Source organism: Oricola sp. (assembly GCF_965230365.1).
Lineage (GTDB): Bacteria > Pseudomonadota > Alphaproteobacteria > Rhizobiales > Rhizobiaceae > Oricola.
The window spans coordinates 197,994-223,595 of sequence record NZ_OZ246003.1; the positions used below are offsets into that span (position 1 = coordinate 197,994).

The window sequence follows — 25,602 nt, forward strand, 5'->3', positions numbered from 1 at the left end:
TCGCCATGAAGGTCGTTACGGCCGACGACGTCGACCGCTTCTTTACCTTTGACGCTGTCATCGACGCCTTGCGCGACGCGTTCGTGGCCGGCGCCAACGCGCCGCTTCGGCACCGTCACACGATCGAACGCGGCGATGGCGGCGAGGCAACGCTGCTGCTGATGCCGGCGTGGAGCCACGACGCCGCCAATGGCTGGATCGGCGTCAAGATCGTCACCGTGACGCCGCAAAACCGCGAAGCGAACCTGCCGGCCGTCATGGCCTCCTATCTGCTGATGGACGGCAACACCGGCACGCCGAAGTTGATGGTCGACGGCGCGGCGCTGACCGTTTGGCGAACCTCGTGTGCATCGGCGCTCGCGGCGCGCTATCTGGCGCCACGCAATCCCGATACGCTTTTGGTGGTCGGCGCTGGCGAGCTGGCGCCGTTCATGGCCCGCGCCCATGTCAGCGTGCGCGATTATCGCCGCGTCCTGGTCTGGAACCGCTCGCCGGGCGCGGCCGAAAAACTGGCCGCAATGCTGAGCAAGGACGGGCTCGACGCCAGCGCGGCCGGTAATCTCGATGCCGCGGTCGCCGAGGCCGATGTGATCACCGCGGCAACGCTGTCGCGCGAACCGCTGATCAAGGGAAGCCTGCTCAAGCCCGGCGCCCATGTCGACCTGGTCGGCGCATTCTCGCCCGACATGCGCGAAAGCGACGACGAATGCGTGCGCCGCGCGTCGATCTTCGTCGACACTTATGAAGGCGCGATCAAGGAAGGCGGCGATCTGGCGCAGCCGCTGGCCTCCGGTGTTCTGGCGCGCGAAGCCGTCAAGGCGGATCTGCATGAATTGTGTTCGGGTGCCCATGCGGGACGGCAATCCGATGACGAGATCACCCTGTTCAAGTCGACGGGCGCGGCGCTGGAAGACCTCGCCGCCGCGATTCTGGCCGCCGGCCTGGCAGCCGAAAGCAAAGACGCCTGACGACCTGGCAACTTGGAATCCGGCCCGGAATGTTCCATAGACGCCGCCTGACCCGTAATCCGGATTGATCGTGGCGCGCTCAGACATCAAGAACCGAAAACGGCCGAAAAGCCGGCCCGCGTCCGGCAAGGATGCCGGCGCGAAACCACGCCGCGCGGGCGATGCCGCCGGTGGCGGTTTTCGGCCGCGCCCGAAACATGCCCAGGCCGCGCCGAAGACCGAAAGCGCCGAACCGGCCAGGGCGCGCGCACCACGAAATGGCTCGGCCCCACGGGCGGAGGCGCCGGTCATTCTGGAGACCGCAGCCGACAAGGACTATGCGCTGCTCGACAGCGGCGACGGCCTGAAACTCGAACGCTACGGCCCTTACCGCATCGTGCGCCCGGAAGCCCAGGCGATCTGGGCAAAGCGGCTGCCGGCCGGCGAATGGGACGCCGCAGATGCCGTCTTCACCGGCGACACCGACGAGGAAGGCCTGGGGCGCTGGCAGTTTCCCGGGCGGCCGCTCGGCGAAACCTGGCCGATGGCGTTTGACGGCATCGCCTATCACGGGCGCTTCACCTCGTTTCGCCATGTCGGCGTGTTTCCGGAACAGGCGGCGCATTGGCGCGACATGGCGCGGCGCATCGGCGAAGCGCGGCGCCCGGTCAAGGTCTTGAACCTGTTCGGCTATACCGGCGTGGCGTCGCTGGTCGCGGCCAAGGCCGGCGCGCAGGTAACGCATGTCGACGCCTCGAAGAAGGCCATCGGATGGGCGCGCGAGAACCAGGCGCTGGCCGGGCTGGAGGACCGCCCGATCCGCTGGATCTGTGAGGACGCGTTGAAATTCGTGCAGCGCGAAGCGCGGCGCGGCAACAGCTACGACATCATCCTGCTCGATCCGCCTGCCTATGGCCGCGGCCCGTCCGGCGAAGTCTGGCAGTTGTTCCGCGACCTGCCCGAGATGCTCGATAGCTGCCGCGCGATCCTGTCGGAAACGCCGGTCATGATGACCTTGACCGCCTATGCCATCCGGGCCTCGTTTCATGCGATGCACGAGATCATGCGCGATGTCTTCACCGGCTTCGCGACGCCGGGCCGGATCGAATCCGGCGAACTGATCATCCGCGAGGAAGGCGGCGAGCGCGCACTGTCGACCTCGCTTTACAGCCGCTGGATCGCCGGAGGCGCGGCATGAACACTCCACGGCCGACCACCGGACGGGTCAAGGAAGTCACCAGCCTGACGAATCCGATCGTCAAGGATATCCGGCTTCTGGAAAAGAAGCGGCACCGCGACGAAACCGGGACGTTCCTCGCCGAGGGCATGAAGCTGATCATCGACGCGCTCGACAATGGCTGGACGATCCGCACGCTGGTCTATTCGAAGGCCGGCAAGGGAAACGACAGCGTCGAGAAACTGGCGGCGCGGTGCCTTGCCGGCGGCGCCGACATCCTGATCGTCTCGGAGAAGGTGCTCGGCGCGATCGCCCGGCGCGACAATCCGCAGATGGTGATGGGCGTGTTCGAGCAGCGCTGGAGCCGGCCGGACGCCATCCGGCCAGAGGACGGAGACGTCTGGGTCGCGCTCGACCGGATCCGCGATCCGGGCAATCTCGGCACGATCATACGCACGGTCGACGCGGTCGGCGCAAAGGGGGTCGTCCTGATCGGCCAGACGACGGATCCTTTCGCGACCGAGACCGTGCGCGCCACGATGGGCTCGATCTTCGCCGTGCCGCTGGCGCGCATGGAGGAAAACGCCTTCGTCGGATTTGCCGGTATGTGGCCCGGCATGGTGGCGGGCACGCATCTGAAGGGCGCGGTGGACTATCGCAAGCCCGACTATGCGAGCGGCCCGGTGCTGCTGGTGATGGGCAACGAGCAGGCAGGTTTGACCGACGCGCTCGCCGGGGCCTGCAACGTGCTGATCCGCATTCCGCAGGCCGGAAGGGCCGATTCGCTCAATCTGGCCATCGCCACCGGCGTCAGCCTGTTCGAAATCAGGCGTAGCGCGCTTACACTGGGCGAGGACGAACTTGGCGAGGACGAAAAGGCATGAAGCGGCCCGCCATCGCAATCCTGGCGATCGGCGCGATTGTCGCGTTCGACCAGATCGTCAAGCAACTCGTGGAACGCCACATGGACTACCACCAGATGATCGAACTGGTGCCGTTCTTCGCGCTGTTCCGCACACACAACCAGGGCATCGCCTTTTCGATGCTGTCCGGACTGGGGCCGCTGCCGCTGATCGTCATCAGCCTCGGCGTGATCGCCTTCGTGCTGTGGCTGTGGCGCGGCAGCGCGCCGGAGCGCTGGATCTCGCATGCCGGTTTCGCGCTGATCATCGGCGGCGCCATCGGCAACCTGATCGACCGCGTGTGGCACGGTTATGTGATCGACTACTTCCTGTTTCACACGCCGGTCTGGTCGTTCGCCGTGTTCAACCTGGCCGATGCCGCCATCACCGTGGGTGCCGGCCTCGTCATACTCGACGAATTGATCGCCTGGTGGCGGCAGCGCGGTGTTGAAAAGGCCGAGTAGTTTCTATTTTGTGAGCCAGACATAGCGGGAGGACATTCTCATGGCCGACAGTTTTCGGGCAATCCTGATTTCGCGCGACGAGGACAAGAAGCAATCGGTCGATGTGACCGAGCTGACCGTCGACGACCTGATGGAGGGCGATGTCGTCGTGGCCGTGGAGGCGACGACCGTCAACTACAAGGACGGTCTGGCGATCACCGGCAAATCGCCGGTCGTGCGGCATTGGCCGATGGTGCCCGGCATCGATTTCGCCGGGACGGTCGAAAGCTCCTCGCATCCGCGCTGGAAGGCGGGCGACAAGGTGGTTCTCAACGGTTGGGGCACCGGCGAAACCCATTTCGGCGCCTATGCCGGCAAGAGCCGCGTCAAGGGCGACTGGCTGATCGCGCTGCCCGAAGGAATGAGTGCCCGCGACGCCATGGCCGTCGGCACGGCGGGATACACCGCAATGCTGTCCGTGCTGGCTCTCGAACGTTACGGCATCGCGCCAGACGCCGGACCGGTGATCGTCACCGGCGCGTCGGGCGGCGTCGGCTCGGTCGCCGTGTCGATCCTGTCGAAGCTCGGCTTTGACGTGATTGCCTCGACAGGCCGGCCGCAGGAGGCCGGGTTCCTGAAGGATCTCGGTGCTGCCGAGATCATCGACCGCGCCGAACTGTCCGAACCGGGCCGCCCGATGGGCAAGGAACGCTGGGCGGCGGGCATCGATTCGGTTGGCTCGCACACGCTGGCCAATGTGCTGGCGCAGACGAAATATGGCGGCGCGGTCGCAGCCTGCGGGCTGGCGCAGGGCTTCGACCTGCCGGCAACGGTGATGCCGTTCATCCTGCGCGGCGTATCGCTGCTCGGTATCGACTCGGTGATGGCACCGGTCGCGCTGCGCGAAGCCGCATGGGCGCGTATTGCAAGCGATCTGGAACCTGCAAAGCTGGCAAGCCTTTCGACCACGATCGGCTTTAACGACATCATCGAAACCGCGCATGGCATTCTCGACGGCAAGGTGCGCGGCCGTGTCGTCGTCGACATGGCCGGCTAGCCCCGAGCAGCCTTTAGACGCCAAGTTCCGGCGAAACCGAATGCTAACACTGAGCCGCTAGACTTGGCGGATGATGTTCGGTCTCGCACGCAAACTGCTGCGCCGCGCGCGCCCCGGCGCCGCGCGCGACAGCGTTCGTGCAGAGGCCGGAGACGATCTCGACGCATTGCGGGCGGCGCATGCCGCGGCCGAACGCGCCAATGAGGCGAAATCACGCTTCCTGGCGATGACCAGCCACGAAATCCGCACACCGCTCAACGGGATCATCGGCGTCGGCAAGCTCCTGGCCGACACGCCGCTGACCCCGGAACAGCGCAACTATGTAGATGCGATCACCGCTTCCGGCGAAGCATTGCTGACACTTGCCAACGACCTGATGGAGTTCGGCCGCACCGAATCCGGTGAACTGGACTTTCACTCGCACCGTGCTGCGGTACGCCCCTTGGTGAGCGGCGTGGCCGAGCTTCTGTGCGCCCGGACACAGGCCAAGGGTCTCGATCTCGGATACCGCATCGCACCGGCGGTGCCGGAAACCGCAGTATTCGACTCCGGCCGGCTGCGTCAGATCCTGATCAACATCGTCGGCAATGCCGCAAAGTTCACCGAAACGGGCGGCATCGCCATTCGCATGGACGTGCAGGCGGGCGATCTTGTTATCGCGGTCGAGGATACCGGCCCGGGTATCGCGGAAGATGACCGGGAACGCGTTTTCGGCGAGTTCGAACAGGCGTGCTCCGGCCCGGACCGCCAGCATGAGGGGATCGGTCTCGGACTGGCGATTTCGCGCCGGATCGTGCGGGCTGCGGGTGGTTCGGTCACGCTCGAGAGCGTCGCCGGCAAAGGTGCGCGCTTCACGATCCGCTATCCCGTGTCAGGCCCGGAACCCGCCGAAAGGCCCCCAGATATCTCCGGCGAGGGGCCAATCGTCATTATCGCTCCTATCGGTATCGAAGCCGCATTGATGGCCGAGACCCTCGACGATGCGGGCAGTGCGGCAATCCATGCGCCGACGACCGCCGTCGTGCCCGACAATGCGCGCATCGTTCTTGTCGACAATCGGCTCGAGGGCGGCGCTACGCCATTGCTGGAGAGTTTAGGGGCAAGCCGACGCCTTGTCGCGTTGATCGAAGCCGGCGAACGCAACACGGTCGGCGCCCACTTCAAGCAGGCTGGCCATGCATTCCTTACCCGACCGGTTCGCCCGGCCAGTTTGCTGCGCGTGGTCGGCGAACAATTCGAGACGCGCCCGCCCGTCACGATTCACGCGGAACCCGCTGCGGCGCCCGGTGTTCGGCAGCATGGCCTCAGCGTCCTCGTCGCCGAGGACAATCCGGTCAATGCGCTGCTGACTCTGCGCATGCTCGAACGGCTCGGTCACCGCGTTCGCCATGTCGACAACGGCAACGATGCCGTTTCGGCAGTCAGGTCGTCGCATGGCGGCGAAGAAACCCGCTACGACCTGATCCTCATGGACCTGCACATGCCGGGGCTCGACGGTATCGACGCGATTACGGCCATCCGGCGCATGGAAGACGAAAACCAGGCCGGCCCGACTCCGATCCTGGTGCTGACGGCGGATGTCTTGCCCGATACGCATCACGCCGTGCTGGGCGCGGGCGCCGATGGTGTTCTGGTCAAGCCGCTCGAGCAGGACAGTTTCGCAAACATGATCGCGCGCATGGCCGACGAGGCCGCCTGACCCCGCATAGGCACGCCGGCAGGCTTGAGCGATGTCATCGGTTCGTTGCAATCGGACTATAGCGACTTAGTTTAACGCAAGGGCGACGGCCTGGGCTGTTTCCTTGCGAAGGGGCAATGCGGATGAATATCGCCAACGGATGGCCGCCGTCCGGCCACCGGAAGACCGAGACAAGCACGCCGGCATTGCTCGGCGAGATTGGTTCTTTACAGGTTCGGTTGGCGTCGGACAAATCCGAACTGGAAGCGGCGCAAAGGCTACGGTTCAAGATCTTTTCCGCCGAGATGGCTGCAACACCCGACATTGCGGCTCCGGACAGCGAACGCGATGAAGACCGCTACGATCTGGTCTGCGATCACCTTGTCGTAATCGACCGGCAATTGGCCGGCCCATCCTCGGAGCGCATTGTCGGCACCTACCGCCTGCTGCGCGGCGAGGTGGCGCGGAACAATGGCGGGTTCTATTCGCAGAGCGAGTTCGACGTCGAGGCGATTGCGGCCCGTTATCCGGAGCGAAACATCCTCGAGCTTGGCCGCTCCTGCGTGCTCCCCGCCTATCGCGGCAAGCGCACCATCGAACTGCTGTGGCAAGGCATCTGGGCCTATTGCCTGCAATACCGCATCGACGTGATGCTGGGATGCGCTTCGTTTCCCGGAACCGAGCCTCGCAATCACGCGCTCGCCCTGTCGTTCCTCGCCCACCATGCGCAGGCATGTGCGGCGTGGAATACACGGCCGACAGCGGCCGATGCCGTGCCGATGGAGATGATGCCGGCCGAAGCGATCGACCTGAAGGCGGCGCTTTCCGCCTTGCCGCCGCTTGTCAAAGGATATCTGCGGCTCGGCGCGAAGTTCGCCGATCACGCGGTCATCGACCGCCCCTTCGGCTCGATCGACGTTCTGGTTGTCTTGCCGGTCGAAGCGATCAGCGAACGCTATGTGCGCTATTACGGCGCGGATGCCGGGCGTTTCGCAGCGGCGGGCTGAGCCCCTCACCTACCAAAAGAAACAGCTTCAGATCTCGTCCCCGGGATCGTCGACCGGATCGAGCACCAACAAAAGCCGTGTCGCGCCCGTGCCTTCGATCGGCGGGGATCGGTGCACGAAGTCGAGCGCGCCCGACGCGTGCCAGCGCGCACCGCGCATGATCATCGGCATGCCGGTCGGGACCGTGTTGACAAGATCCGGGTGCGATCCGTTGTAGGAAACCCCGTATTGCGTGCCTTTGCCCCGATAGGCGCAGACAAGCCGCGCCGTCACGGCATCGACGTGGAACTTCCTGCAGGCATCGGTGCTGATCACATCCAACCGCAGCCGCAGGAATTCCGTGTGCATAACCTGCGCGAACATCTTCGAAAGCGCCGCGGCGTCCTCGATCAATCGACGCCGGTCTGCGCAATCGGGCGTTCCGGCGAGGTCGCAGACCAGCTTCAGCGTGTCCGGGACATCGCCGGGGCGCAGGATCAGGCGCGTGGTCGGCAGCAGCGCCGGATCGAGATCATCGATCCAGCGCTGGAAGCTTTCCAGGGGACGCCGCTGCCAGATGACGGCGGCGACATCTTCGCGGTGGATGGCGTCAAACTCCGCCGGGCTGTCGGCCAGGTGCAGGCAGGCGCCCGTTTCCGGCGCGAGAGCCGGCTGCGCGATCATGCGGCAGCCGCCGCCCTGCGCCAGCCGGGGAACGGATCCGGCAGGTTGGCGAAGGCTTCCGGCGAAGCCGCCGCGTCTTCGGCTACAAGCGCCGCATCTAGGCGTGCCTGCAATGCCGGCCAGTCGATGCCCGCGCCAATGAAAACGATCTCCTGACGGCGGTCGCCCCAAGGTTCCTGCCATTGCTCGGCCAGGTATTTGCGCGCGCTCTCATGATCCGGCCAATGCTCCTCGGGCACCGACGCCCACCAGGTTCCGAGCGGCTTTACGCTCGAAAGCGCGCCGGCAAGCGAAAACTCGGCCACGAAATCCGGGCGGGTCGCGAGCCAGAAATGCCCCTTGGCGCGAATGACGCCGGGCAGCGGTCCGTTCAACACGTCGTGGATGGCCATCGGCACGAAGGGACGGCGCGCCCGGTAGACATAGGACGTAACGCCATACTCTTCGGTTTCCGGCGTGTGCTCGGCGAAGCCGTAAAGCTCCTTCACCCACATCGGGTGATTATGCGCCTTCTCGAAGTCGAACAGCCCGGTATCGAGCACCGAGGATGCCGGCACGTCGCAGTGGCTGGTTTCGATGATCTTGGCGTCGGCGTTGAGGCTGCGGATGATCTTGCGCGCCGCGTCGACCTGGTGCGGCGCCGCGTCATCGACCTTGTTGAGGATGACGAGATCGGCGAACTCGATCTGGTCGGTCAGCAGGTCGACCAGCGTGCGCTCGTCTTCCTCGCCGAGGCTTTCGCCCCGGTCGCTCAGGAAGTCGTGGCTCGAAAAGTCGCCCAGCAGGTTTACCGCGTCGACGACCGTGACCATCGTGTCGAGGCGGGCAATATCCGAGAGGCTTTCGCCTTCCTCGTCGCGGAACTCGAACGTCGCGGCGACCGGCAAGGGTTCGGCGATCCCGGTCGATTCCACGAGCAGATAATCGAACCGCTTCTCGTCGGCGAGCCGCCGGACCTCGGCAAGCAGGTCGTCACGCAACGTGCAGCAGATGCAGCCATTGGACATCTCCACCAGCGTCTCCTCGGTGCGCGACAGTTCGGTGTCGGCACGCACCAGATCAGCATCGATGTTGACCTCCGACATGTCGTTGACGATCACCGCGACACGACGGCCCTCACGGTTGTTGAGCACGCGGTTGAGAAGCGTTGTCTTGCCTGCGCCCAGGAACCCGGAAAGCACGGTCACCGGGAGGCGTGGATCTGCATTGGCCATTTTGCCGAAACTCCAATTGATGCGTGAAACCCGCTAGACCAGTGGCAGCGGCGCGCTGGCGTACGCGCGATGCGCGGCACCCGGTTACCTTGCGGGCGGGATTCCATAATCGTTATGTTATAACATTTCCAGACGCAAGAGAGCAAAGCGGATTGCCGGTCCGGGCGGACCGAAAACAATCGGGCTTGCTGATCGCTGACCTACGTTGCGTTATAGGCCGCAATCGCCGCCATATTGACGATATCGGCGTCCTTGGCGCCAAGCGAGACGATCTGCACCGGCTTGTTGAGGCCGACGAGCAGCGGCCCGATGACGGTCGAACCGCCCAGCTCCTGCAGCATCTTCGTGGCGATCGACGCCGAGTGGAAGGCTGGCATCACCAGCACGTTGGCGGGGCCGGACAGCCGGCAGAACGGATATTGATGCATCAGCTCGGCATTGAGCGCGATGTCTGCGGCCATTTCGCCGTCATACTCGAAGTCGACACGGCGCGTGTCGAGGATCTTGACCGCGTCCTGGACGCTCTCCGAGCGCTCGCTCGGCGGGTCGCCGAAGGTCGAGAAGGCCAGCAGGGCGACGCGCGGCTCGTATCCCATGCGGCGCGCCATACCCGCCGCCTCCTCGGCGATGTCGGCGAGTTCGGCGGCGGTCGGCATGTCGTGGACCGCGGTATCGGCGATCAGCACCGTGCGCCCGCGGCACAGCGCCAGCGACATGCCGATCACCCGGTGGCCCGGGCGGGCATCGATGGCACGGCGCACATCCGACAGCGCGGTCGAGTAGTTGCGCGTCACGCCGGTGACCATGCCGTCGGCGTCACCGAGCGCCACCATGGTCGCTGCAAAGTGGTTGCGGTCATTGTTGATCAGCCGCTGGCAATCGCGGAACAGGTAGCCGTCGCGCTGCAAGCGCTCGTAAAGATAGTCGGCATAAGCGCCGTTGCGCGACGACAGCCGGGCGTTGATGATCTCGATGCCCTTGCGTTTCAGGTCGACGCCAGCCTCCTTGGCGGTTTCGCGGATCTGTTCCTCGCGGCCGAGCAGGATCGCGGTGCCCAGTTCCTGGTTCACATAGGACACGGCGGCGCGCATCACCTGCTCCTCCTCGCCCTCGGTGAAGACGATTCGACGCGGATGGCGGCGGACGCGCTCATAGATGCGCTGCAGGGTCGAGGCGATCGGGTCGCGCCGCGCCGACAATTGCCGCGCATAGGCGTCGAGATCGTCGATCGCCCTGCCCGCCACGCCGGAGTCCATCGCCGCCTTGGCAACGGCGACAGGAATGGCGGACAGCAGGCGCGGATCGAAAGGAACCGGAATAATGTAGCCTGGTCCGAATTTCGGTCGGTTGCCGGCATAGGCCACAGCCACATCGTCGGGCACATCCTCGCGCGCCAATTCGGCGAGCGCCTGGGCGGCGGCGGCCTTCATCGCCTCGTTGATCTCGCGCGCACGCACATCGAGCGCGCCGCGGAAGATGTAGGGAAAGCCGAGCACGTTGTTGACCTGGTTGGGATAATCCGACCGGCCGGTGGCGACGATCGCGTCGGTGCGGATCGCTGCGACCTCCTCCGGGGTGATTTCCGGATCGGGATTGGCCATCGCGAAGATGATCGGATTGTCGGCCATCGAGCGCACCATGTCCGGCGTCAGCGCGCCTTTGACCGACAGGCCGAAAAACACGTCGGCGCCGGCCAGCGCATCGGCAAGGCTGCGCGCATCGGTCTTGACCGCATGCGCCGATTTCCACTGGTTGAGGCCCGTCGCGCGCCCCTGATAGATAACCCCCTTGGTGTCGCAGAGGATGACGTTTTCATGGCGCACGCCCATCGATTTGATCAGTTCGATACAGGCGATCGCGGCCGCGCCTGCGCCGTTGCAGACGATCTTGGCGGTCTTCAGGTCGCGGCCGGTCAGATGCAGCGCGTTCAACAGGCCGGCGGCGGCGATGATGGCGGTGCCGTGCTGATCGTCATGGAAGACCGGGATGTCCATGATCTCGCGCAGCCGCTGCTCGATGATGAAGCAGTCGGGCGCCTTGATGTCTTCCAGATTGATGCCGCCGAAGGACGGCCCGAGCAGCCGGACACAGTTGACGAATTCATCAATGTCGGCGGTGTCGACCTCGAGATCAATGGAGTCGACGTCGGCAAAGCGCTTGAACAGGACCGACTTGCCCTCCATCACCGGTTTGGAGGCCAGCGCGCCGAGATTGCCCAGGCCGAGGATGGCGGTGCCGTTGGTGACCACGGCGACCATGTTGCCGCGGGTCGTGTAGTCATAGGCGGTCGCCGGATCCTCGGCGATCGCCTTGACCGGCACCGCGACGCCCGGCGAATAAGCGAGCGAAAGATCGCGCTGGGTCGCCATCGGCTTGGTCGGGTTGATTTCGAGCTTTCCGGGCCGCCCGCGCGCGTGAAACTCCAGCGCCTCGCGTTCGATCACTTTCATCCGGGAAGCGGCTCCCGGCACTTCCGATTGCTTCTGGGGCTTGGGCATCGGCGTTTTGCTTCTTTTGTCCTGTGAGCAAGATGGGGCACACTTGGTACGGCTATTTGCCGCAGCTGTAAACGCGACTAAGAAAAAGCCGTTGCAAGCGCCTCGAAAGCAGAAGCCGAAACCATCGCCGACATGAATGCTCCCGCCCAAGCCCCGACACCGATGATGGCCCAGTATCTGGACATCAAGGCGGCTCATCCCGACGCGCTTCTGTTTTACCGGATGGGCGATTTCTACGAGCTGTTCTTCAAGGATGCCGAAACGGCATCGCAGGCGCTCGGGATCACGCTGACCAAGCGCGGCAAGCATCTCGACGAGGATATCGCGATGTGCGGCGTGCCCGTGCATGCCGCCGACGACTACCTGCAAAAGCTGATCGCCCAGGGCTTCAAGGTCGCCGTCTGCGAACAGCTGGAAGATCCGGCGGAGGCCAAGAAACGCGGCTCGAAAGCCGTGGTCCGGCGCGATGTCGTGCGCCTCGTCACGCCCGGTACGATCACCGAGGAAAAGCTGCTCGATCCCGGCGAAAGCAGTGCGTTCCTGGCAATCGGGCGGACCGGCGGCGGCGACGCCGCCGAGTTGGCGCTTGCGTGGATCGACATCTCCACCGGCCAGTTCCGGGTGGCCGGAACCATGCTCGAGCGCCTCTTGTGCGACATCATGCGCATCGGACCGCGCGAAATCGCCGTCTCCGATGTGCTGTTCGACTGCGCCGACACGCGCCCGGTTCTCGATGCGACAGGGCTCGCGGTCACGCCGCTCCCGGCCAGCATGTTCGACAGCACGGCAGCACAGAAGCGCATGGCGGCCTTTTACGGCGTCAACACGCTGGACGGATTCGGCCAGTTCTCGCGCGCGGAGCTTGCGGCGGCAGGCGGCGCGATCTCCTATATCGAGCGCACGCAGATATCCGAACGCCCGGCGCTGCAACGGCCCGAGCGCGAGGAAACCGCCTCGACGCTGTTCATCGATCCGGCGACGCGCGCGAACCTGGAAATCGAGCGCACGCTTTCCGGCGCGCGGCAGGGCAGTCTCTTGAAAGCGATCGACCGTACGACGACCGGCGGCGGTGCGCGGCTTCTCGCCGAACGGTTGCGTTCGCCGCTGACCGACTGCGCGCAGATCAACCGGCGGCTTGATTCCGTTTCCTTCTTCGCCGGCAATGACCGCCTGGCCGAAGACCTGCGCGATGTCCTCAAAGGGTGCCCCGACACGCCGCGGGCGTTGTCGCGCTTGTCGCTCAATCGTGGCGGACCGCGCGACCTGCTCGCCATTCGCGACGGCCTGCGCGCCGCAAGCGAAGCGGCCCGGCTTCTGGCCGATGCCGCCCTGCCCGAAGAATTGGACGCTTGTCTGGAAAGGCTGCGCGGCGCGCCACACGCGTTTGGCGGCAAGCTGGACGAAGCGCTCGGTGACGACGTGCCGCTGTTGAAACGCGATGGCGGTTTCATCCGCGCCGGCCACCACGGCGAACTCGACGAGATGCGGGCATTGCGTGACGAATCGCGCAAGGTCATCGCCGCATTGCAGGCGCAATATGCCGAGGAGACCGGCGTCAAGTCGCTGAAGATCAAGTACAACAACGTGCTCGGCTATTTCATCGAGGTCACGGCGCTGAACAGCGGCGCGCTCACCGAGGGCGACGAAGCCAAGGCGCGTTTCATCCACCGCCAGACGCTGGCCAGCGCGATGCGCTTCACCACCACGGAGCTTGCCGATCTGGAAAGCCGCATCGCCAACGCGGCCGAGCGCGCGCTTGCCATCGAATTGTCGCTGTTCGACGCCTTGCAGGCCGAGATGATCGACGTCGCCGAGGGCATCCGCGAGGCCGCCGGCGCGCTCGCCGTCTTCGACGTCTCCATCGCGCTTTCACGGCTCGCCGGGTCGGAAGGCTATTGCCGGCCGCGCGTCGACGACAGCCGGGCCTTCGCGGTGGTTGCCGGCCGGCACCCGGTGGTCGAACAGGCATTGCGGCGGCAGGCGGCCAACCCGTTCGTCGTCAATGATTGCGATCTGTCGCCACGCGACGGCGGCGATCAGGGCGCGATCTGGCTGCTGACCGGCCCCAACATGGGCGGCAAGTCGACATTCCTGCGTCAGAACGCATTGATCGCCATCCTGGCGCAGGCCGGGTCCTTCGTGCCGGCAGGCAGCGCGCATGTCGGTGTGGTGGACCGGCTGTTCAGTCGGGTCGGCGCCTCCGACGATCTGGCGCGCGGCCGTTCGACCTTCATGGTCGAGATGGTCGAGACGGCGGCGATCCTCAATCAGGCCGGCGACCGGTCGCTGGTCATCCTCGACGAGATCGGCCGTGGCACGTCGACTTTCGACGGGCTGTCGATCGCATGGGCGACGGTCGAACACCTGCATGCGAAAAACCGCAGCCGGACGCTTTTCGCCACGCATTTTCACGAGCTGACCGCGCTCGCCGAAACACTCGCCAACCTGCAAAACGTAACCATGCGGGTCAAAGAATGGGAGGGCGAGGTCGTCTTCCTGCACGAGGTTGCCGCCGGCGCCGCGGACCGGTCCTACGGCGTGCAGGTCGCCAAGCTCGCAGGACTGCCAGAAAGCGTCGTGGCGCGGGCGCGTGACGTGCTCGACCGGCTGGAAGCCCAGGGGCGCGACACCAGCGCCGACAAGCTGATTGACGACCTGCCGCTGTTTTCCGCTGACATCCGCCACGAACAGCCCGCAAAACAGGAAAGCGCGGTGGAAGACGCGGTCGCCGCGCTGGCCCCCGACGAACTGACGCCGCGCGAGGCGCTTGAGAAGGTTTACGAGTTGAAAGCTCTGCTCACGGCGAAACATTGAAGCGATGTGACATCGCCGACATGTTTCTGTAGGAAGCGCATCCAGATTGCCGGAAACACAGATGACCGACGTTCCCATAACGCCAGCAGGCGAGCCGAGCCGCGAGACGATCCTGGCCGATCTGATCGCGCTTGCCGACGCGTATGACGGCGGCAGCACGGCGTGCCGTGCCGAGGTTCTGGCGCATCTGAAGACGGTGCTCGCCGAAGGGCGCGCGGAGGCCGAGCGGCAGCTCTTTGCCGACGGCAGCGGTCGGGCGTGCGCGCAGCGCCTGTCGCGGCTGCTCGACGCGATGATCACGGCGGTCTACGACTTCGCGCTGACCCGGGTGTTTCCCGTCAGCAACCTGTCGCAGGGCGAGAAGCTCGCCCTGGTCGCCGTCGGCGGCTACGGGCGCGGCACGTTGGCGCCCGGATCGGATATCGATCTGCTGTTCGTCCTGCCCTACAAGCAGACCCCGCTCGGCGAACAGCTCGCCGAGTATATCCTCTACATGCTGTGGGATCTCGGCCTGACCGTCGGGCACGCCACGCGCTCCGTCGACGAGTGCATCCGGCTGTCGCGATCCGACACCACGATTTGTACGGCGACGCTGGACGCCCGCTATCTCTATGGCGAGAGATCGCTTTTCGACGAGTTCCAGCGGCGCTTCGACGCCGAAGTCGTCTCGGGGAGTTCTTCGAAATTCATCCAGGCCAAGCTCGCCGAACGCGACTCCCGCCACAAGCGCATGGGCGAGACCCGCTATCTTGTCGAGCCCAACATCAAGGACGGCAAGGGCGGACTGCGCGACCTGCAGACGCTTTTCTGGATCGCCAAGTATCACTACCGGGTCGCCAATCGCTTCGAGCTGATCGAGAAGGGCGTGTTTTCGCGGCCCGAATACGACCTCTTCGTCAAATGCGAGGACTTCCTGTGGGCCGTGCGCTGCCACCTGCACTTCTATACCGGCAAGCCCGATGAGCGGCTCGGCTTCGAAGTTCAGCGCGAGATGGCCGACCGGCTGGGCTATCGCAGCCATGCCGGGTTGCGAGACGTCGAGCGTTTCATGAAGCACTACTTCCTGATCGCCAAGGATGTCGGCGACCTGACGCGCATCTTCTGTGCGGCGTTGGAGGAGCAGGAGGTCAAGCAGGCTCCGCCGCTCAACCGGCTGCTGCAAACGCTGCCCTTCGCGCGCCGCCAGCAGCGGATCGGCGACTCGGACGCCTTCATCCTTGAAAACAAGCGGATCAACGTCGCCAGCGAGGACGTCTTCGCCCAGGACCCGGTCAACATCATCCGCATGTTCTGGCTCGCCGACCGGCACGAGCTCGACTACCACCCCGAGGCGCTGCAACTGATGCGGCGCTCGCTCAAGCTGATCAAGCGGCCATTGCGCAAGGATGCCGAGGCGAACCGGCTGTTTCTCGATCTCCTGACCTCGCCACGCGATCCGGCGCTCAATCTGCGGCGCATGAACGAGGCCGGAGTGCTTGGCCGCTTCATCCCGGATTTCGGCAAGGTCGTCGCGATGATGCAGTTCAACATGTATCACCGCTTCACCGTCGACGAGCACCTGATCCGCGCCGTCGGCATGCTGTCGAAGATCGAGCACGGACGGCTGGAAGAGGAAAACCCGCTCGCCACATCGCTGATGCCCGGCATGGACGGCTACAAGCGCGTTCTCTACATGGCGCTGTTCCTGCACGATATCGCCAAGGGACGCGATCAGGACCACTCCATCGCCGGCGCCGAAGTCGCAGAGCGGCTGTGCCCGCGCTTCGGCCTGTCGCCGAACGAGACCGAACTGGTCGTCTGGCTGATCCGCGATCACCTGACCATGAGCACGGTCGCCCAGTCGCGCGATCTGAGCGACCGCAAGACCATCGAGGATTTCGTCGCCGTCGTGCAGACCCTGCCGCGCCTGAAGCTGCTGGTCATCCTTACGGTCTGCGACATCCGGGCCGTCGGACCGGGCGTGTGGAACGGCTGGAAAGGGCAATTGCTGCGCACACTCTATGCGGAAACCGAACTGGCGCTGACCGGCGGCTTCTCGGAGGTCAACCAGAAGGACCGCGCCGCCCATGCACGCCAACAACTCGCCCTGCGGCTTGCCGACTGGCCGGAGGAAGAGCGCCGCCAATATGTCGAGCAGCATTATGACAACTATCTGCTCACCGTCGACCTCGACGACCAGGAGCGTCATGCCCATTTCTTGCGCGATGCGCTCGCCGAGAAACGCAAGCTGGCGACGCAGGTGCGCACCAACTCGTTCCAGGCGATCACGGAAATCACGGTGCTGGCGCCCGACCATCCGCGCCTGCTGTCGATCATCGCGGCGGCCTGCTCGGCCGCCGGCGCTTCGATCGATGGCGCGCATGTGTTCACCACCCGCGACGGCTGGGCGCTCGACACGATCATGGTCAATCGCGAATTTGCCGATGACGGCGACGAACTGCGCCGGGCGCGGCGCATCGGCAAGGTGATAGAGGACGTGTTGTCGGGACGCACCTACATGCCCGACATGCTGGCCCACAGGATGAAGCCGCGCCGCACGCTGAAGGCGTTTTCCGTCGAACCGTCGGTGGCGATCAAGAATGCGCTGTCGAACCGCTTCTCCGTCATCGAGGTCGAGGGGCTGAACCGCCCGGGCATCCTCTCCGAAATCACCGGCGCGCTGTCCGATCTGACGCTCGACATCCGCTCGGCGCATATCACCACCTTCGGCGAAAAGGTGGTCGACACGTTCTACGTGACCGACCTGACCGGCCACAAAATCACCGATCCCGACCGCCAGAAACGCATCCGCGAGGTGCTCGGCGATGTACTGACCGGGCGCAGCGACGACAACCCGGTCGTCCAGATGACTGCCGGGCTGGCGCGCCCCAAGGCCAACAAGGTTGGGTAGCCGATGAGCCTGCTTGGCAAGTTTCTCGGTGTCGGCGGCGCGACGTCGGCCAGCCGCGTGCTCGGTTTCGCCCGCGAGGCGATGATTGCCGCCGCGCTCGGCGCCGGGCCGGTGGCCGACGCCTTTTACGCCGCGCTGCGCTTTCCCAACCTGTTCCGCCGGCTGTTCGCCGAAGGCGCCTTCAACTCGGCCTTTGTGCCGATCTTCGCCAAGGAGGTCGAGCAAAACGGCGAGGCGAGCGCCGCGAAGTTCGCCGGCGAGGTGTTTTCGGTCCTGGCGCTGATCCTGTTCGCGCTGACGGTCCTGGCGCTGGTGTTCATGCCGGCCTTCGCCGCCACCGTGATCGCGCCGTCATTCCGCGACACGCCGGAGAAGTTCGACCTGACCGTGCTGCTCGCGCGGATCATGTTCCCCTATCTGGCAGCGATGTCGCTGATGGCGATGCTGACCGGCATCCTCAACTCGTTTAGGCGCTACTTCCTTGCCGCGCTGGCGCCCGTGCTGCTCAACGTCGTCTTGATCGGCGTGCTGGCCGCCGCGCTTGTGCAGGGCTGGGCGGACCGGACCATCGGTGTCACGCTGGCCATCGGCGTGGTCGTCGCCGGGCTGCTGCAACTCGGTCTGGTGATCTACGGGATCGCCCGCCTCGGCTTCCGTTTCGCCCCGCGCCAACCCAGGCTGACACCGCAGATCCGCCGCCTGCTGCGGCTCGCCGCGCCCGCGGCGCTGACCGGCGGCATCGTCCAGATCAATTTGGTGATCGGCCAGATCATCGCATCGCGGCAGGACGGCGCCATCGCGCTCCTCAACTACGCCGACCGCATCTACCAATTGCCGCTCGGCATCATCGGGATTGCCATCGGCGTCGTGTTGCTGCCGGAACTGGCGCGTGCGCTCGGCGCGGGCGAACAGAAGACGGCGCTTACGCTGCAAAACCGCAGCCTCGAATTCGGGCTGGCGCTCACCGTGCCGGCCGCCGTCGCGCTGGCGCTCGCGCCGACGCCCTTCGTTGCCGTCATCTACGAACGCGGCGCGTTCACGGCGGAAACGACGGCTGCGGCCTCGATGGCGCTGGCGGCGTTCGCCGTCGGGCTGCCCTCCTTCGTGCTGGTCAAGATCCTGCAGCCTGGCTTCTTCGCGCGCGAGGACATGCGCACCCCGATGTGGTTCTCGCTGGTGTCGCTTGTCGTCAACGCGGCTGGCAGCCTGCTATTGTTTCCGGTCTACGGCCATGTCGGCATCGCGGCGGCGACCAGCATCGCCGGCTGGGCCAATGCGCTGCTGCTGGCGGCCACGCTGTGGCACCGCGACCACTTCCGCCCTTCGGCGGAGACCCTGCGCCGCACCGCGATGATGATCCTGTGCAGCGTGGCGATGGGGGCGGCGCTCTATGCCGGCTGGGCGTGGTCGAGCGCCCTGTTTACCGCATCGGGCATCCTGATCCGCATCGGCATCGCCGGTGCGCTGATCGCGGTCAGCATGGCGGTCTATTTCGGCCTGGCGCTGGCGACCGGGGCCATCGACCGGACCCTGCTCGGCCGCACGCTGAGACGGCGTTCGGCGCAATAGGCCTTGAACCACTGAAGGCAGCCTGCCATAAGCGCGCCGCAACCGGCGCGCGCGGTCATAACACCGCTCCGCGGCGAGGCCCTCCACCAGCTTCGAGACCAAAAATCATGAACAGCTTCGAACCCCGCGTATTCTCCGGCGTCCAGCCGACCGGCAACCTGACGCTTGGCAACTATCTGGGCGCGATCAAGAAATTCGTCGCATTGCAGGACACCAACAACTGCATCTATTGCGTCGTCGACCTGCACGCCCTGACGGTCAATCCGAACCCCGAAGAACTGATCGATGGCACCCGCTCGATCGCCGCCGCCTTTCTGGCAGCCGGCATCGACCCGGTCGCCAATATCGTCTTCAACCAGAGCCGGGTTCACGAGCACGCCGAACTGGCATGGGTCTTCAACTGCGTCGCGCGCATGGGCTGGCTGAACCGGATGACCCAGTTCAAGGAGAAAGCCGGCAAGGACCGCGAAAACGCCTCGGTCGGCCTGTTCGCCTATCCGACGCTGATGGCCGCCGACATTCTGGCCTATCGCGGCACCCATGTGCCGGTCGGCGACGACCAGAAGCAGCATCTGGAACTGGCGCGCGACATCGCGCAGAAGTTCAACAACGACTACTCCAAGCGGATCGGCGATCTGCAGCTCGGCGTGCCGGTGACGGTCGGCGAGGAGACGGTCAACGGCTATTTCCCGCTTACCGAACCGATCATCGAAGGTCCGGCGACGCGTATCATGAGCCTGCGCGACGGCACCAAGAAGATGTCGAAGTCCGATCCTTCGGACCTGTCGCGGATCAACCTGACCGACACCGCCGACGACATCGCCAAGAAGATCCGCAAGGCCAAGACCGACCCCGAGCCGCTGCCGGGCGAGACGGACGGGTTGGCCGGCCGGCCGGAAGCCGAAAACCTGGTCAACATCTACGCCGCGCTGTCGGAAACGGACATGGGCGAGGTGCTGCGCGACTTCGGCGGCCAGCAATTCTCGGTGTTCAAGCCGGCCCTGGCCGAGCTTGCGATCGAGAAGCTCGACCCGCTGGCGACCGAAATGCGCAAGCTCCTGGACGATTCCGGCTATCTCGACCAGGTGCTTGCCGCCGGCGCCGACCGTGCCTCGGCCATCGCGCGCGAGACGATGGGCGACGTCAAGCGCATCGTCGGCCTGTCCGGCTAGAGCGTTTCCCGGTTGCCGCTTGATGCGCAACCGGGGCCATGCCATGTATTCGCGATGGTTACCAAACGTCTGATCAAGGAAGCCGGCCATCGCCGCAAGTTTCTCGCGGTGATTGACGAGACCCCGGAATGCGAGCGCGCGGTGGTCTATGCGGCGCGGCGCGCGATCGGGACAGGCGGCGGCCTGATCCTGCTCTACGTGATCGAGCCCGGCGACTTCCAACACTGGCTCGGCGTCGAGCAGGTGATGCGCGCCGAATCGATCGAGAACGCCGAGGCGTCGCTGTCGAAATACGCCGCGCTTGCCCGCGACAAGGCCGGCATGGAGGCCGAAACGGTGGTGCGCGAAGGCGTCGCCGTGGAGCAGATCCACGCGCTGATCGAGGAAGACCAGGATATCGCCATCCTGGTGCTCGCATCGGGCGCGGCAAAGGAAGGCCCGGGACCGCTGGTCTCGTCGGTTGCCGGCCGCAATGCGGCGTTTCCGATCCCGGTGACGGTCGTGCCCTACAATCTCAGCGACGAGGACATCGAAAGCCTGTCGTGAGCCAAAGACACGTGTCGCGGCCGGCTTGAAGTCGCACCGCTGCCGGCCTATTTTAGAACCGTTCGAAACTATGCGGAGCGCGCCATGTTCATCCAGACAGAAACGACCCCCAATCCGGCGACGCTGAAGTTCCTGCCCGGTCGCGTTGTGCTCGATCAGGGCACCGCTGATTTCAGGGACGCCGACACGGCTGGCGAGCAATCGCCGCTGGCCGGACGCCTGTTTGCGCTCGATGGCGTGACGGGCGTGTTCTTCGGCTATGATTTCGTGACCATCACCAAGGACGACGCCGCCGACTGGCAGCACATGAAGCCAGCCATCCTCGCCGGCATCATGGAGCATTTCATGTCGGACGCGCCGGTCATGGCCAATGCCGGCGGCGAAGTGGAACTGTCGGACGGCGAGGAATTCTACGCCAGCGAGGATGAAAGCATCGTCGCGACAATCAAGGAACTGCTGGACACGCGGGTGCGCCCCGCGGTCGCGCAGGACGGCGGCGACATCACGTTTCGCGGTTACAAGGAAGGCACCGTGTTCCTGCACATGAAGGGCGCTTGCGCCGGTTGCCCGTCATCGACGGCAACGCTGAAGCACGGCATCCAGAACCTGCTCCGCCACTTCATCCCGGAAGTCGAGGGCGTCGAGGCCGTTTGAGCCCGCCACGCAGGCCACGGCACTTCAGCGCAACAAAAAAGCCGGGTCGATACCCGGCTTTCTTTTTGTCTAGATACGGGCGCCGATCAGGTCACGATGACCTTGGCGCCGGGTTTCACGCGCTCATAGAGATCGATGATGTCCTGGTTCATCAGCCGGATGCAGCCGGACGAAACATTGCCGCCGATCGACCACCATTCGGGCGTGCCGTGCAGGCGGTAGCCGGTGTCACGGCCGTTGCGCATCAGATAGAGGGCGCGCGCGCCGAGCGGATTGTTGAGGCCCGGCTTCATGCCGCCGCGATATTTCGCAAGGTCCGGCTCGCGGCGGATCATCGGCTCCGGCGGGGTCCAGGTCGGCCACTCGCGTTTCCAGCCGACCTTCGCCGTGCCTTTCCAGAGGAAGCCCTCGCGGCCAACGCCGATGCCGTAGCGCATTGCCTTGCCGTCGCCGAGCACCAGGTGCAGGTGCTTGGCCGAGGTGTCGATGATGATCGTGCCCGGACGTTGCTTGGTCTCGTAGCTCACGACCTGGCGGCGGAACTGCCGGTCGATCTTGGAAACCGGAATCTTCGGCAGCGCATAACCGCTGTCGTTCTTGGCGCCGTAGGCGTTGACGAATGCCGTGCCGCCAGTCGTGCTGCAACCGGATACGATGGCCGTGGCCGCGATGGCGACTGCGATCAGAATTCCCTTGCCCCGCATGGACTGCTCCCGTTTTCTCCGGCCGCCTCGCATATCCTGCCTGCGCGCGGCCTCCCCTTCCTGGTCCAGAAATCGCTCTCTGGCATGACTTGCCGAAGATATGATTAATCTCACGCACATTAGTGTGATAATGATCACACAGCGTCAAAACAAAAATTCGCCACATTTCGATACATTCGCGAATCGTGGCATTCTGGCAACATGCCGTTGATTGATCTTCACGCGCGAAATCCGCTGAAAGACGGGCGACAGTCGGCGCGCGCCATGCAAATACGCCGTGGCGTGCAGGCGTTTCTTGCCGATCTCGGTGCCGTTACCCTGCCGGAGGTCACGCTGGCGACCGGCCGCCGCGCCGACATCATGGCGCTTCACCGCGACGGCACGATCTGGATCGTCGAGATCAAGTCTTCCGTGGAAGACATGAAGGCTGATTCGAAATGGCCCGACTATCGCGCCTGGTGCGACCGCTTCTTCTTCGCCTCGCTCGCCGATGTACCGCAGACAGTCTTTCCCGATGATTGCGGGTTCATGCTCGCCGATGCGCACGGCGCGGAAATGCTGCGCGACGCGCCCGAACACAAGCTTGCCGCCGCCCGCCGCAAGACGGTGACGCTGCGCTTCGCGCAAACCGCCGCGCAACGGCTCCGTGCGGCGGAACTGGCCGGCGTGGAGCTGCCGGGAGATGATGCGTAGCGGCCGGGCGGCCGACGCTGCGTAACCCATCTTTGGATTTACCGCCGCCAGCGCCTATACTCCGCCGATGAAGTACGTCTTCGACGATTTCGTGGTCGATATCGCCGCCCGGGAGCTGTTGTCCGGCGGCCATGCTGTCGCGGTCGAGCCGAAGGTCTTCGACGTGCTTGTGCACCTGATCGAACACCACGACCGCGTCGTCTCCAAGGACGAACTGATCGAGACGGTCTGGAGCGGCCGGTTCATCTCCGACACAGCGGTCTCCTCGCAGGTGAGCGCCCTGCGCCGCGCGCTCGGCGATGACGGCCGGGCCCAGAAATACGTCAAGACCATGCATGGGCGCGGCTTCCGCTTCGTCGGTTCGGTCGTCACCAGCATCGCCAAACCCGCCGCCGCAAAGGCGCCAGCGCCAGCCGGCGGCATTCCCGAGCAGGACATCCGCTATTGCCGCAGCCGCGACGGCACGCGCATCGCCTACGCGATTGCCGGCGACGGTCCGCCGCTGGTCAAGACATCGCACTGGCTCACCCATCTGGAATATGACTGGGAAAGCCCGATCTGGAGCCACCTCAACCGCCACCTGCTCGAAACCCACCGCCTGGTCCGGTTCGACGCGCGCGGCCACGGCCTGAGCGAATGGGATGTCGAGGATTTGTCGCTCGACCGCCAAGTGGAAGATCTGGAAACGGTGGTCGACGAGGCCGGGCTTGACAGATTTCCGATCCTCGGCGTTTCGCAGGCCGCCGCCATCAGCATTGCTTATGCCGCCAAGCATCCCGAACGGGTGTCCCGGCTGCTGCTCTTCGGCGGCTTCGATTGCGGCTGGCGGCACACCGGCGGCCCGCGTTTCATCGCCACGACGGAAGCCTTGAAGACGGTTCTGGAGGGCACATGGGGCAACTCGCCCACCGGGCAGGGTTTCTGCAGCCTGCTGCTGATGCCCGAGGCGCCGCCGGAAAGCCAGCGCTGGCTCAGCGACCTGCAGCAGAAGACCTCAACGGGAAAAACCGCCGTCGCGCTCTTGGAAGAAATCGGCCGGCGCGACGTGCGCCACCTGCTCGACAAGGTGCAGGCGCCGACACTGGTCGTTCATGCGAGGCGGGATCCCGCGATTCCCTATGCGGCCGGCCAGCGGCTTGCCGCCGGCATCAGGGGCGCCCGCTTCGCGACGCTGGATTCGGGCAATCACATCATCCCGGAGACCGATCCCGCCTGGCCCCGATGCGCGCAATTGTTTCGCGACTTCCTCGCCGAGGATGCGGGCTAGAACATATCGCTAAGAGGCCAATCCACTACTGTCCCACCTGCGGTACGAAGCGTTAGGGTGGCCGCCCTGACGCTTCTTTCTATAGGGCGGAAAGATCCCGCCCAAATACGTAACAAAGAAAAATGTAATCCTCCGTCCGAAAACCTCCCTTACAATCCATCCCGCCTTCTCACGGAAGTCTGTCGTGCACACCGGCTGATGGAGAGAGGGACGGTGCCCGGTTGTTCGTGCAGAGGTGTGCGGATGGGTGATAAACCCCCAAGCCAGGGCGGCATGAAGCGGCGCGCGCAGCCTTGTTTTCCCGGACTTTCGTTCAGGGCCGCCGACCGAAGCTGCAAGGTGAGGCCCGGTCCGGCGCAGCCGGAGCAATCGATCCAGTGAATCGATTGCAGGGCCGAACGAGCGGGCGGTCAAAAAAATCTATCCACCGCTCCCAAACCCTCGCTTACAATCTGCCCGCCTTCTCACGGAAGTCTGGGTGCACACCGGCTCACAGGGAGAGGGACGGTGCCCGGTGGGCGGTGCAGAGGTGTATCGCTGGGTGATGAACCCCCACGCCGGGGCGGCATGAAGCGGCGCGCGCAGTCTTGTTTTCCCGGACAGAGTTCCGGGCCGCCGACCGAAGCTGCAAGGTGAGGCCCGTTCCGGCAAAGCCGGAGCAATCGATCCAGTGAATCGATTGCAGGGCCGAACGAGCGGGCGGTCAAAAAAATCTATCCACCGCCCCCAAACCCTCGCTTACAATCTGCCCACCTTCTCACGGAAGTCTGGGTGCACACCGGCTCACAGGGAGAGGGACGGTGCCCGGTGGGCGGTGCAGAGGTGTATCGCTGGGTGATGAACCCCCACGCCGGGGCGGCATGAAGCGGCGCGCGCAGTCTTGTTTTCCCGGACAATACGATCCGGGCCGCCGACCGAAGCTGCAAGACCACCGAGCGGGCGGTCCGAGGATCGCTATACTCAATAGACGTTGCGATGCTTTGACCGCCCGTCTTCCAATTGCGATGCCCCGGCTGGCGCAGCCAGACCGGGATAGCGTGTCGCGAGCAGGAAAAGTCTTTGAACAATCCGGCCCCGAAAAAACGGGGCGCGGCGAGGACGCGGGCTGCCACGATCGTGTCGCCCGGCCCTATCGCGGCGCGCGTTTGGCCAGGATCCGCTGCAGGGTGCGGCGATGCATGTTGAGCCGGCGTGCGGTTTCCGAGACATTGCGGTCGCACATCTCGAAGACGCGCTGGATGTGTTCCCAGCGCACCCGGTCGGCCGACATCGGGTTTTCCGGCGGCGAGACCTTCGCGCCCGGCTCGGCGGTGAGCGCCGCGAGGATCTCGTCGGCATCGGCCGGCTTGGCGAGATAGTTGACCGCGCCGAGCTTGACCGCATTGACGGCGGTGGCGATGTTGCCATAGCCGGTCAGCACGATGGCGCGCGAATCCGGGCGGACCCGGCGGATCGCCTCGATCACGTCAAGGCCGTTGCCATCGCCGAGCCGCATGTCGACGACCGCATAGGCGGGCGGGTCCAATGATACCGAGTGGAGGCCGGCCTCGACCGATTCCGCGGGGATCACTTCGAAGCCGCGGCTTTCCATCGCCCGCGCGAGACGTTGCAGGAAGGGCTTGTCGTCATCGACGATCAGCAGGCTCTTGTCGGTCTTTTCTTTCGCGATCTCGTTCATTTGCATCCGCGATTCTGTTCAGGCGACCC

At 65.0% G+C, this 25,602-nt stretch carries 20 protein-coding genes; 15 read left to right on the forward strand and 5 right to left on the reverse strand.

The features are described from left to right. The first annotated feature begins 5 nt into the window (after positions 1-5). The 7 genes from ACO06R_RS00950 (at position 6) to ACO06R_RS00980 (ending at position 7,211) form a co-directional block, all read left to right on the forward strand. Positions 6-968, forward strand: coding sequence for an ornithine cyclodeaminase family protein (locus tag ACO06R_RS00950; protein WP_421854862.1), 963 nt, complete (start codon positions 6-8; stop codon positions 966-968). Positions 969-1,053: 85 nt separating this feature from the next. Beyond that, complete coding sequence (locus ACO06R_RS00955; RefSeq protein WP_421859146.1) at positions 1,054-2,145, forward strand: class I SAM-dependent methyltransferase; 1,092 nt, start codon at positions 1,054-1,056, stop codon at positions 2,143-2,145. Then, a complete protein-coding gene (locus tag ACO06R_RS00960) occupies positions 2,142-3,008 on the forward strand; it encodes a TrmH family RNA methyltransferase (protein WP_421854865.1) in 867 nt (288 codons plus the stop codon). The genes ACO06R_RS00955 and ACO06R_RS00960 overlap by 4 nt, the downstream gene beginning before the upstream one ends. Next, the gene (lspA, locus tag ACO06R_RS00965) at positions 3,005-3,490 is read left to right on the forward strand and encodes a signal peptidase II (RefSeq protein ID WP_421854868.1); all 486 of its coding nucleotides are present in this window, start codon (positions 3,005-3,007) and stop codon (positions 3,488-3,490) included. The genes ACO06R_RS00960 and lspA overlap by 4 nt, the downstream gene beginning before the upstream one ends. Before the next feature lie 40 nt (positions 3,491-3,530). Then, on the forward strand, positions 3,531-4,526 hold the full coding sequence (locus ACO06R_RS00970) for an MDR family oxidoreductase (protein WP_421854871.1): 996 nt from the start codon (positions 3,531-3,533) through the stop codon (positions 4,524-4,526). 70 nt (positions 4,527-4,596) lie between these two features. Further along, a complete protein-coding gene (locus ACO06R_RS00975) occupies positions 4,597-6,225 on the forward strand; it encodes an ATP-binding protein (RefSeq protein ID WP_421854874.1) in 1,629 nt (542 codons plus the stop codon). Between the two features lie 122 nt (positions 6,226-6,347). Then, a complete protein-coding gene (locus ACO06R_RS00980) occupies positions 6,348-7,211 on the forward strand; it encodes a GNAT family N-acetyltransferase (protein ID WP_421854877.1) in 864 nt (287 codons plus the stop codon). A gap of 27 nt (positions 7,212-7,238) precedes the next feature. On the opposite strand, the gene ACO06R_RS00985 is transcribed toward ACO06R_RS00980, so the two are convergent. From ACO06R_RS00985 to ACO06R_RS00995, 3 genes are all read right to left on the reverse strand, one after another. Further along, positions 7,239-7,874, reverse strand: coding sequence for a DUF1826 domain-containing protein (locus ACO06R_RS00985; RefSeq protein ID WP_421854880.1), 636 nt, complete (start codon positions 7,872-7,874; stop codon positions 7,239-7,241). Then, positions 7,871-9,088, reverse strand: coding sequence for a GTP-binding protein (locus ACO06R_RS00990; protein WP_421854883.1), 1,218 nt, complete (start codon positions 9,086-9,088; stop codon positions 7,871-7,873). The genes ACO06R_RS00985 and ACO06R_RS00990 overlap by 4 nt, the downstream gene beginning before the upstream one ends. Before the next feature lie 200 nt (positions 9,089-9,288). Then, complete coding sequence (locus tag ACO06R_RS00995; protein ID WP_421854886.1) at positions 9,289-11,538, reverse strand: NADP-dependent malic enzyme; 2,250 nt, start codon at positions 11,536-11,538, stop codon at positions 9,289-9,291. Between the two features lie 180 nt (positions 11,539-11,718). On the opposite strand from ACO06R_RS00995, the gene mutS reads away from it, so the two are divergent. The 6 genes from mutS to ACO06R_RS01025 all read left to right on the forward strand — a co-directional run bounded on the left by mutS (position 11,719) and on the right by ACO06R_RS01025 (position 21,231). Beyond that, positions 11,719-14,400, forward strand: coding sequence for a DNA mismatch repair protein MutS (mutS, locus tag ACO06R_RS01000; RefSeq protein ID WP_421854889.1), 2,682 nt, complete (start codon positions 11,719-11,721; stop codon positions 14,398-14,400). A gap of 61 nt (positions 14,401-14,461) precedes the next feature. Beyond that, the gene (locus tag ACO06R_RS01005; protein WP_421854892.1) at positions 14,462-17,290 is read left to right on the forward strand and encodes a [protein-PII] uridylyltransferase; all 2,829 of its coding nucleotides are present in this window, start codon (positions 14,462-14,464) and stop codon (positions 17,288-17,290) included. 3 nt (positions 17,291-17,293) lie between these two features. Further along, positions 17,294-18,859, forward strand: a complete 1,566-nt coding sequence (murJ, locus tag ACO06R_RS01010) for a murein biosynthesis integral membrane protein MurJ (protein ID WP_421854895.1) — start codon at positions 17,294-17,296, stop codon at positions 18,857-18,859. A gap of 107 nt (positions 18,860-18,966) precedes the next feature. Further along, positions 18,967-20,031, forward strand: a complete 1,065-nt coding sequence (gene trpS / locus ACO06R_RS01015) for a tryptophan--tRNA ligase (protein ID WP_421854898.1) — start codon at positions 18,967-18,969, stop codon at positions 20,029-20,031. Positions 20,032-20,085: 54 nt separating this feature from the next. Further along, a complete protein-coding gene (locus ACO06R_RS01020; protein ID WP_421854901.1) occupies positions 20,086-20,577 on the forward strand; it encodes a universal stress protein in 492 nt (163 codons plus the stop codon). Positions 20,578-20,661: 84 nt separating this feature from the next. Beyond that, entirely contained in the window at positions 20,662-21,231 is a 570-nt protein-coding gene (locus ACO06R_RS01025) for a NifU family protein (RefSeq protein ID WP_421854904.1), read from the forward strand. A gap of 86 nt (positions 21,232-21,317) precedes the next feature. Here ACO06R_RS01025 and ACO06R_RS01030 read toward each other — a convergent pair whose 3' ends face one another. After that, positions 21,318-21,935 (reverse strand): L,D-transpeptidase, encoded by a 618-nt coding sequence (locus ACO06R_RS01030; protein WP_421854907.1) that lies wholly within the window; start codon positions 21,933-21,935, stop codon positions 21,318-21,320. Positions 21,936-22,136: 201 nt separating this feature from the next. Between ACO06R_RS01030 and ACO06R_RS01035 the strand changes: the two genes are divergently transcribed. Together ACO06R_RS01035 and ACO06R_RS01040 are read left to right on the forward strand one after the other, a co-directional pair. Next, positions 22,137-22,628 (forward strand): MmcB family DNA repair protein, encoded by a 492-nt coding sequence (locus ACO06R_RS01035; protein WP_421854910.1) that lies wholly within the window; start codon positions 22,137-22,139, stop codon positions 22,626-22,628. Positions 22,629-22,695: 67 nt separating this feature from the next. Next, entirely contained in the window at positions 22,696-23,895 is a 1,200-nt protein-coding gene (locus ACO06R_RS01040; protein WP_421854913.1) for an alpha/beta fold hydrolase, read from the forward strand. A gap of 1,129 nt (positions 23,896-25,024) precedes the next feature. Here ACO06R_RS01040 and ACO06R_RS01045 read toward each other — a convergent pair. Then, positions 25,025-25,579 carry an ActR/PrrA/RegA family redox response regulator transcription factor gene (locus ACO06R_RS01045; RefSeq protein WP_421854917.1) on the reverse strand — a complete coding sequence of 185 codons (555 nt, stop codon included), beginning with the start codon at positions 25,577-25,579 and terminating at the stop codon, positions 25,025-25,027. Between the last annotated feature and the right edge of the window lie 23 nt (positions 25,580-25,602).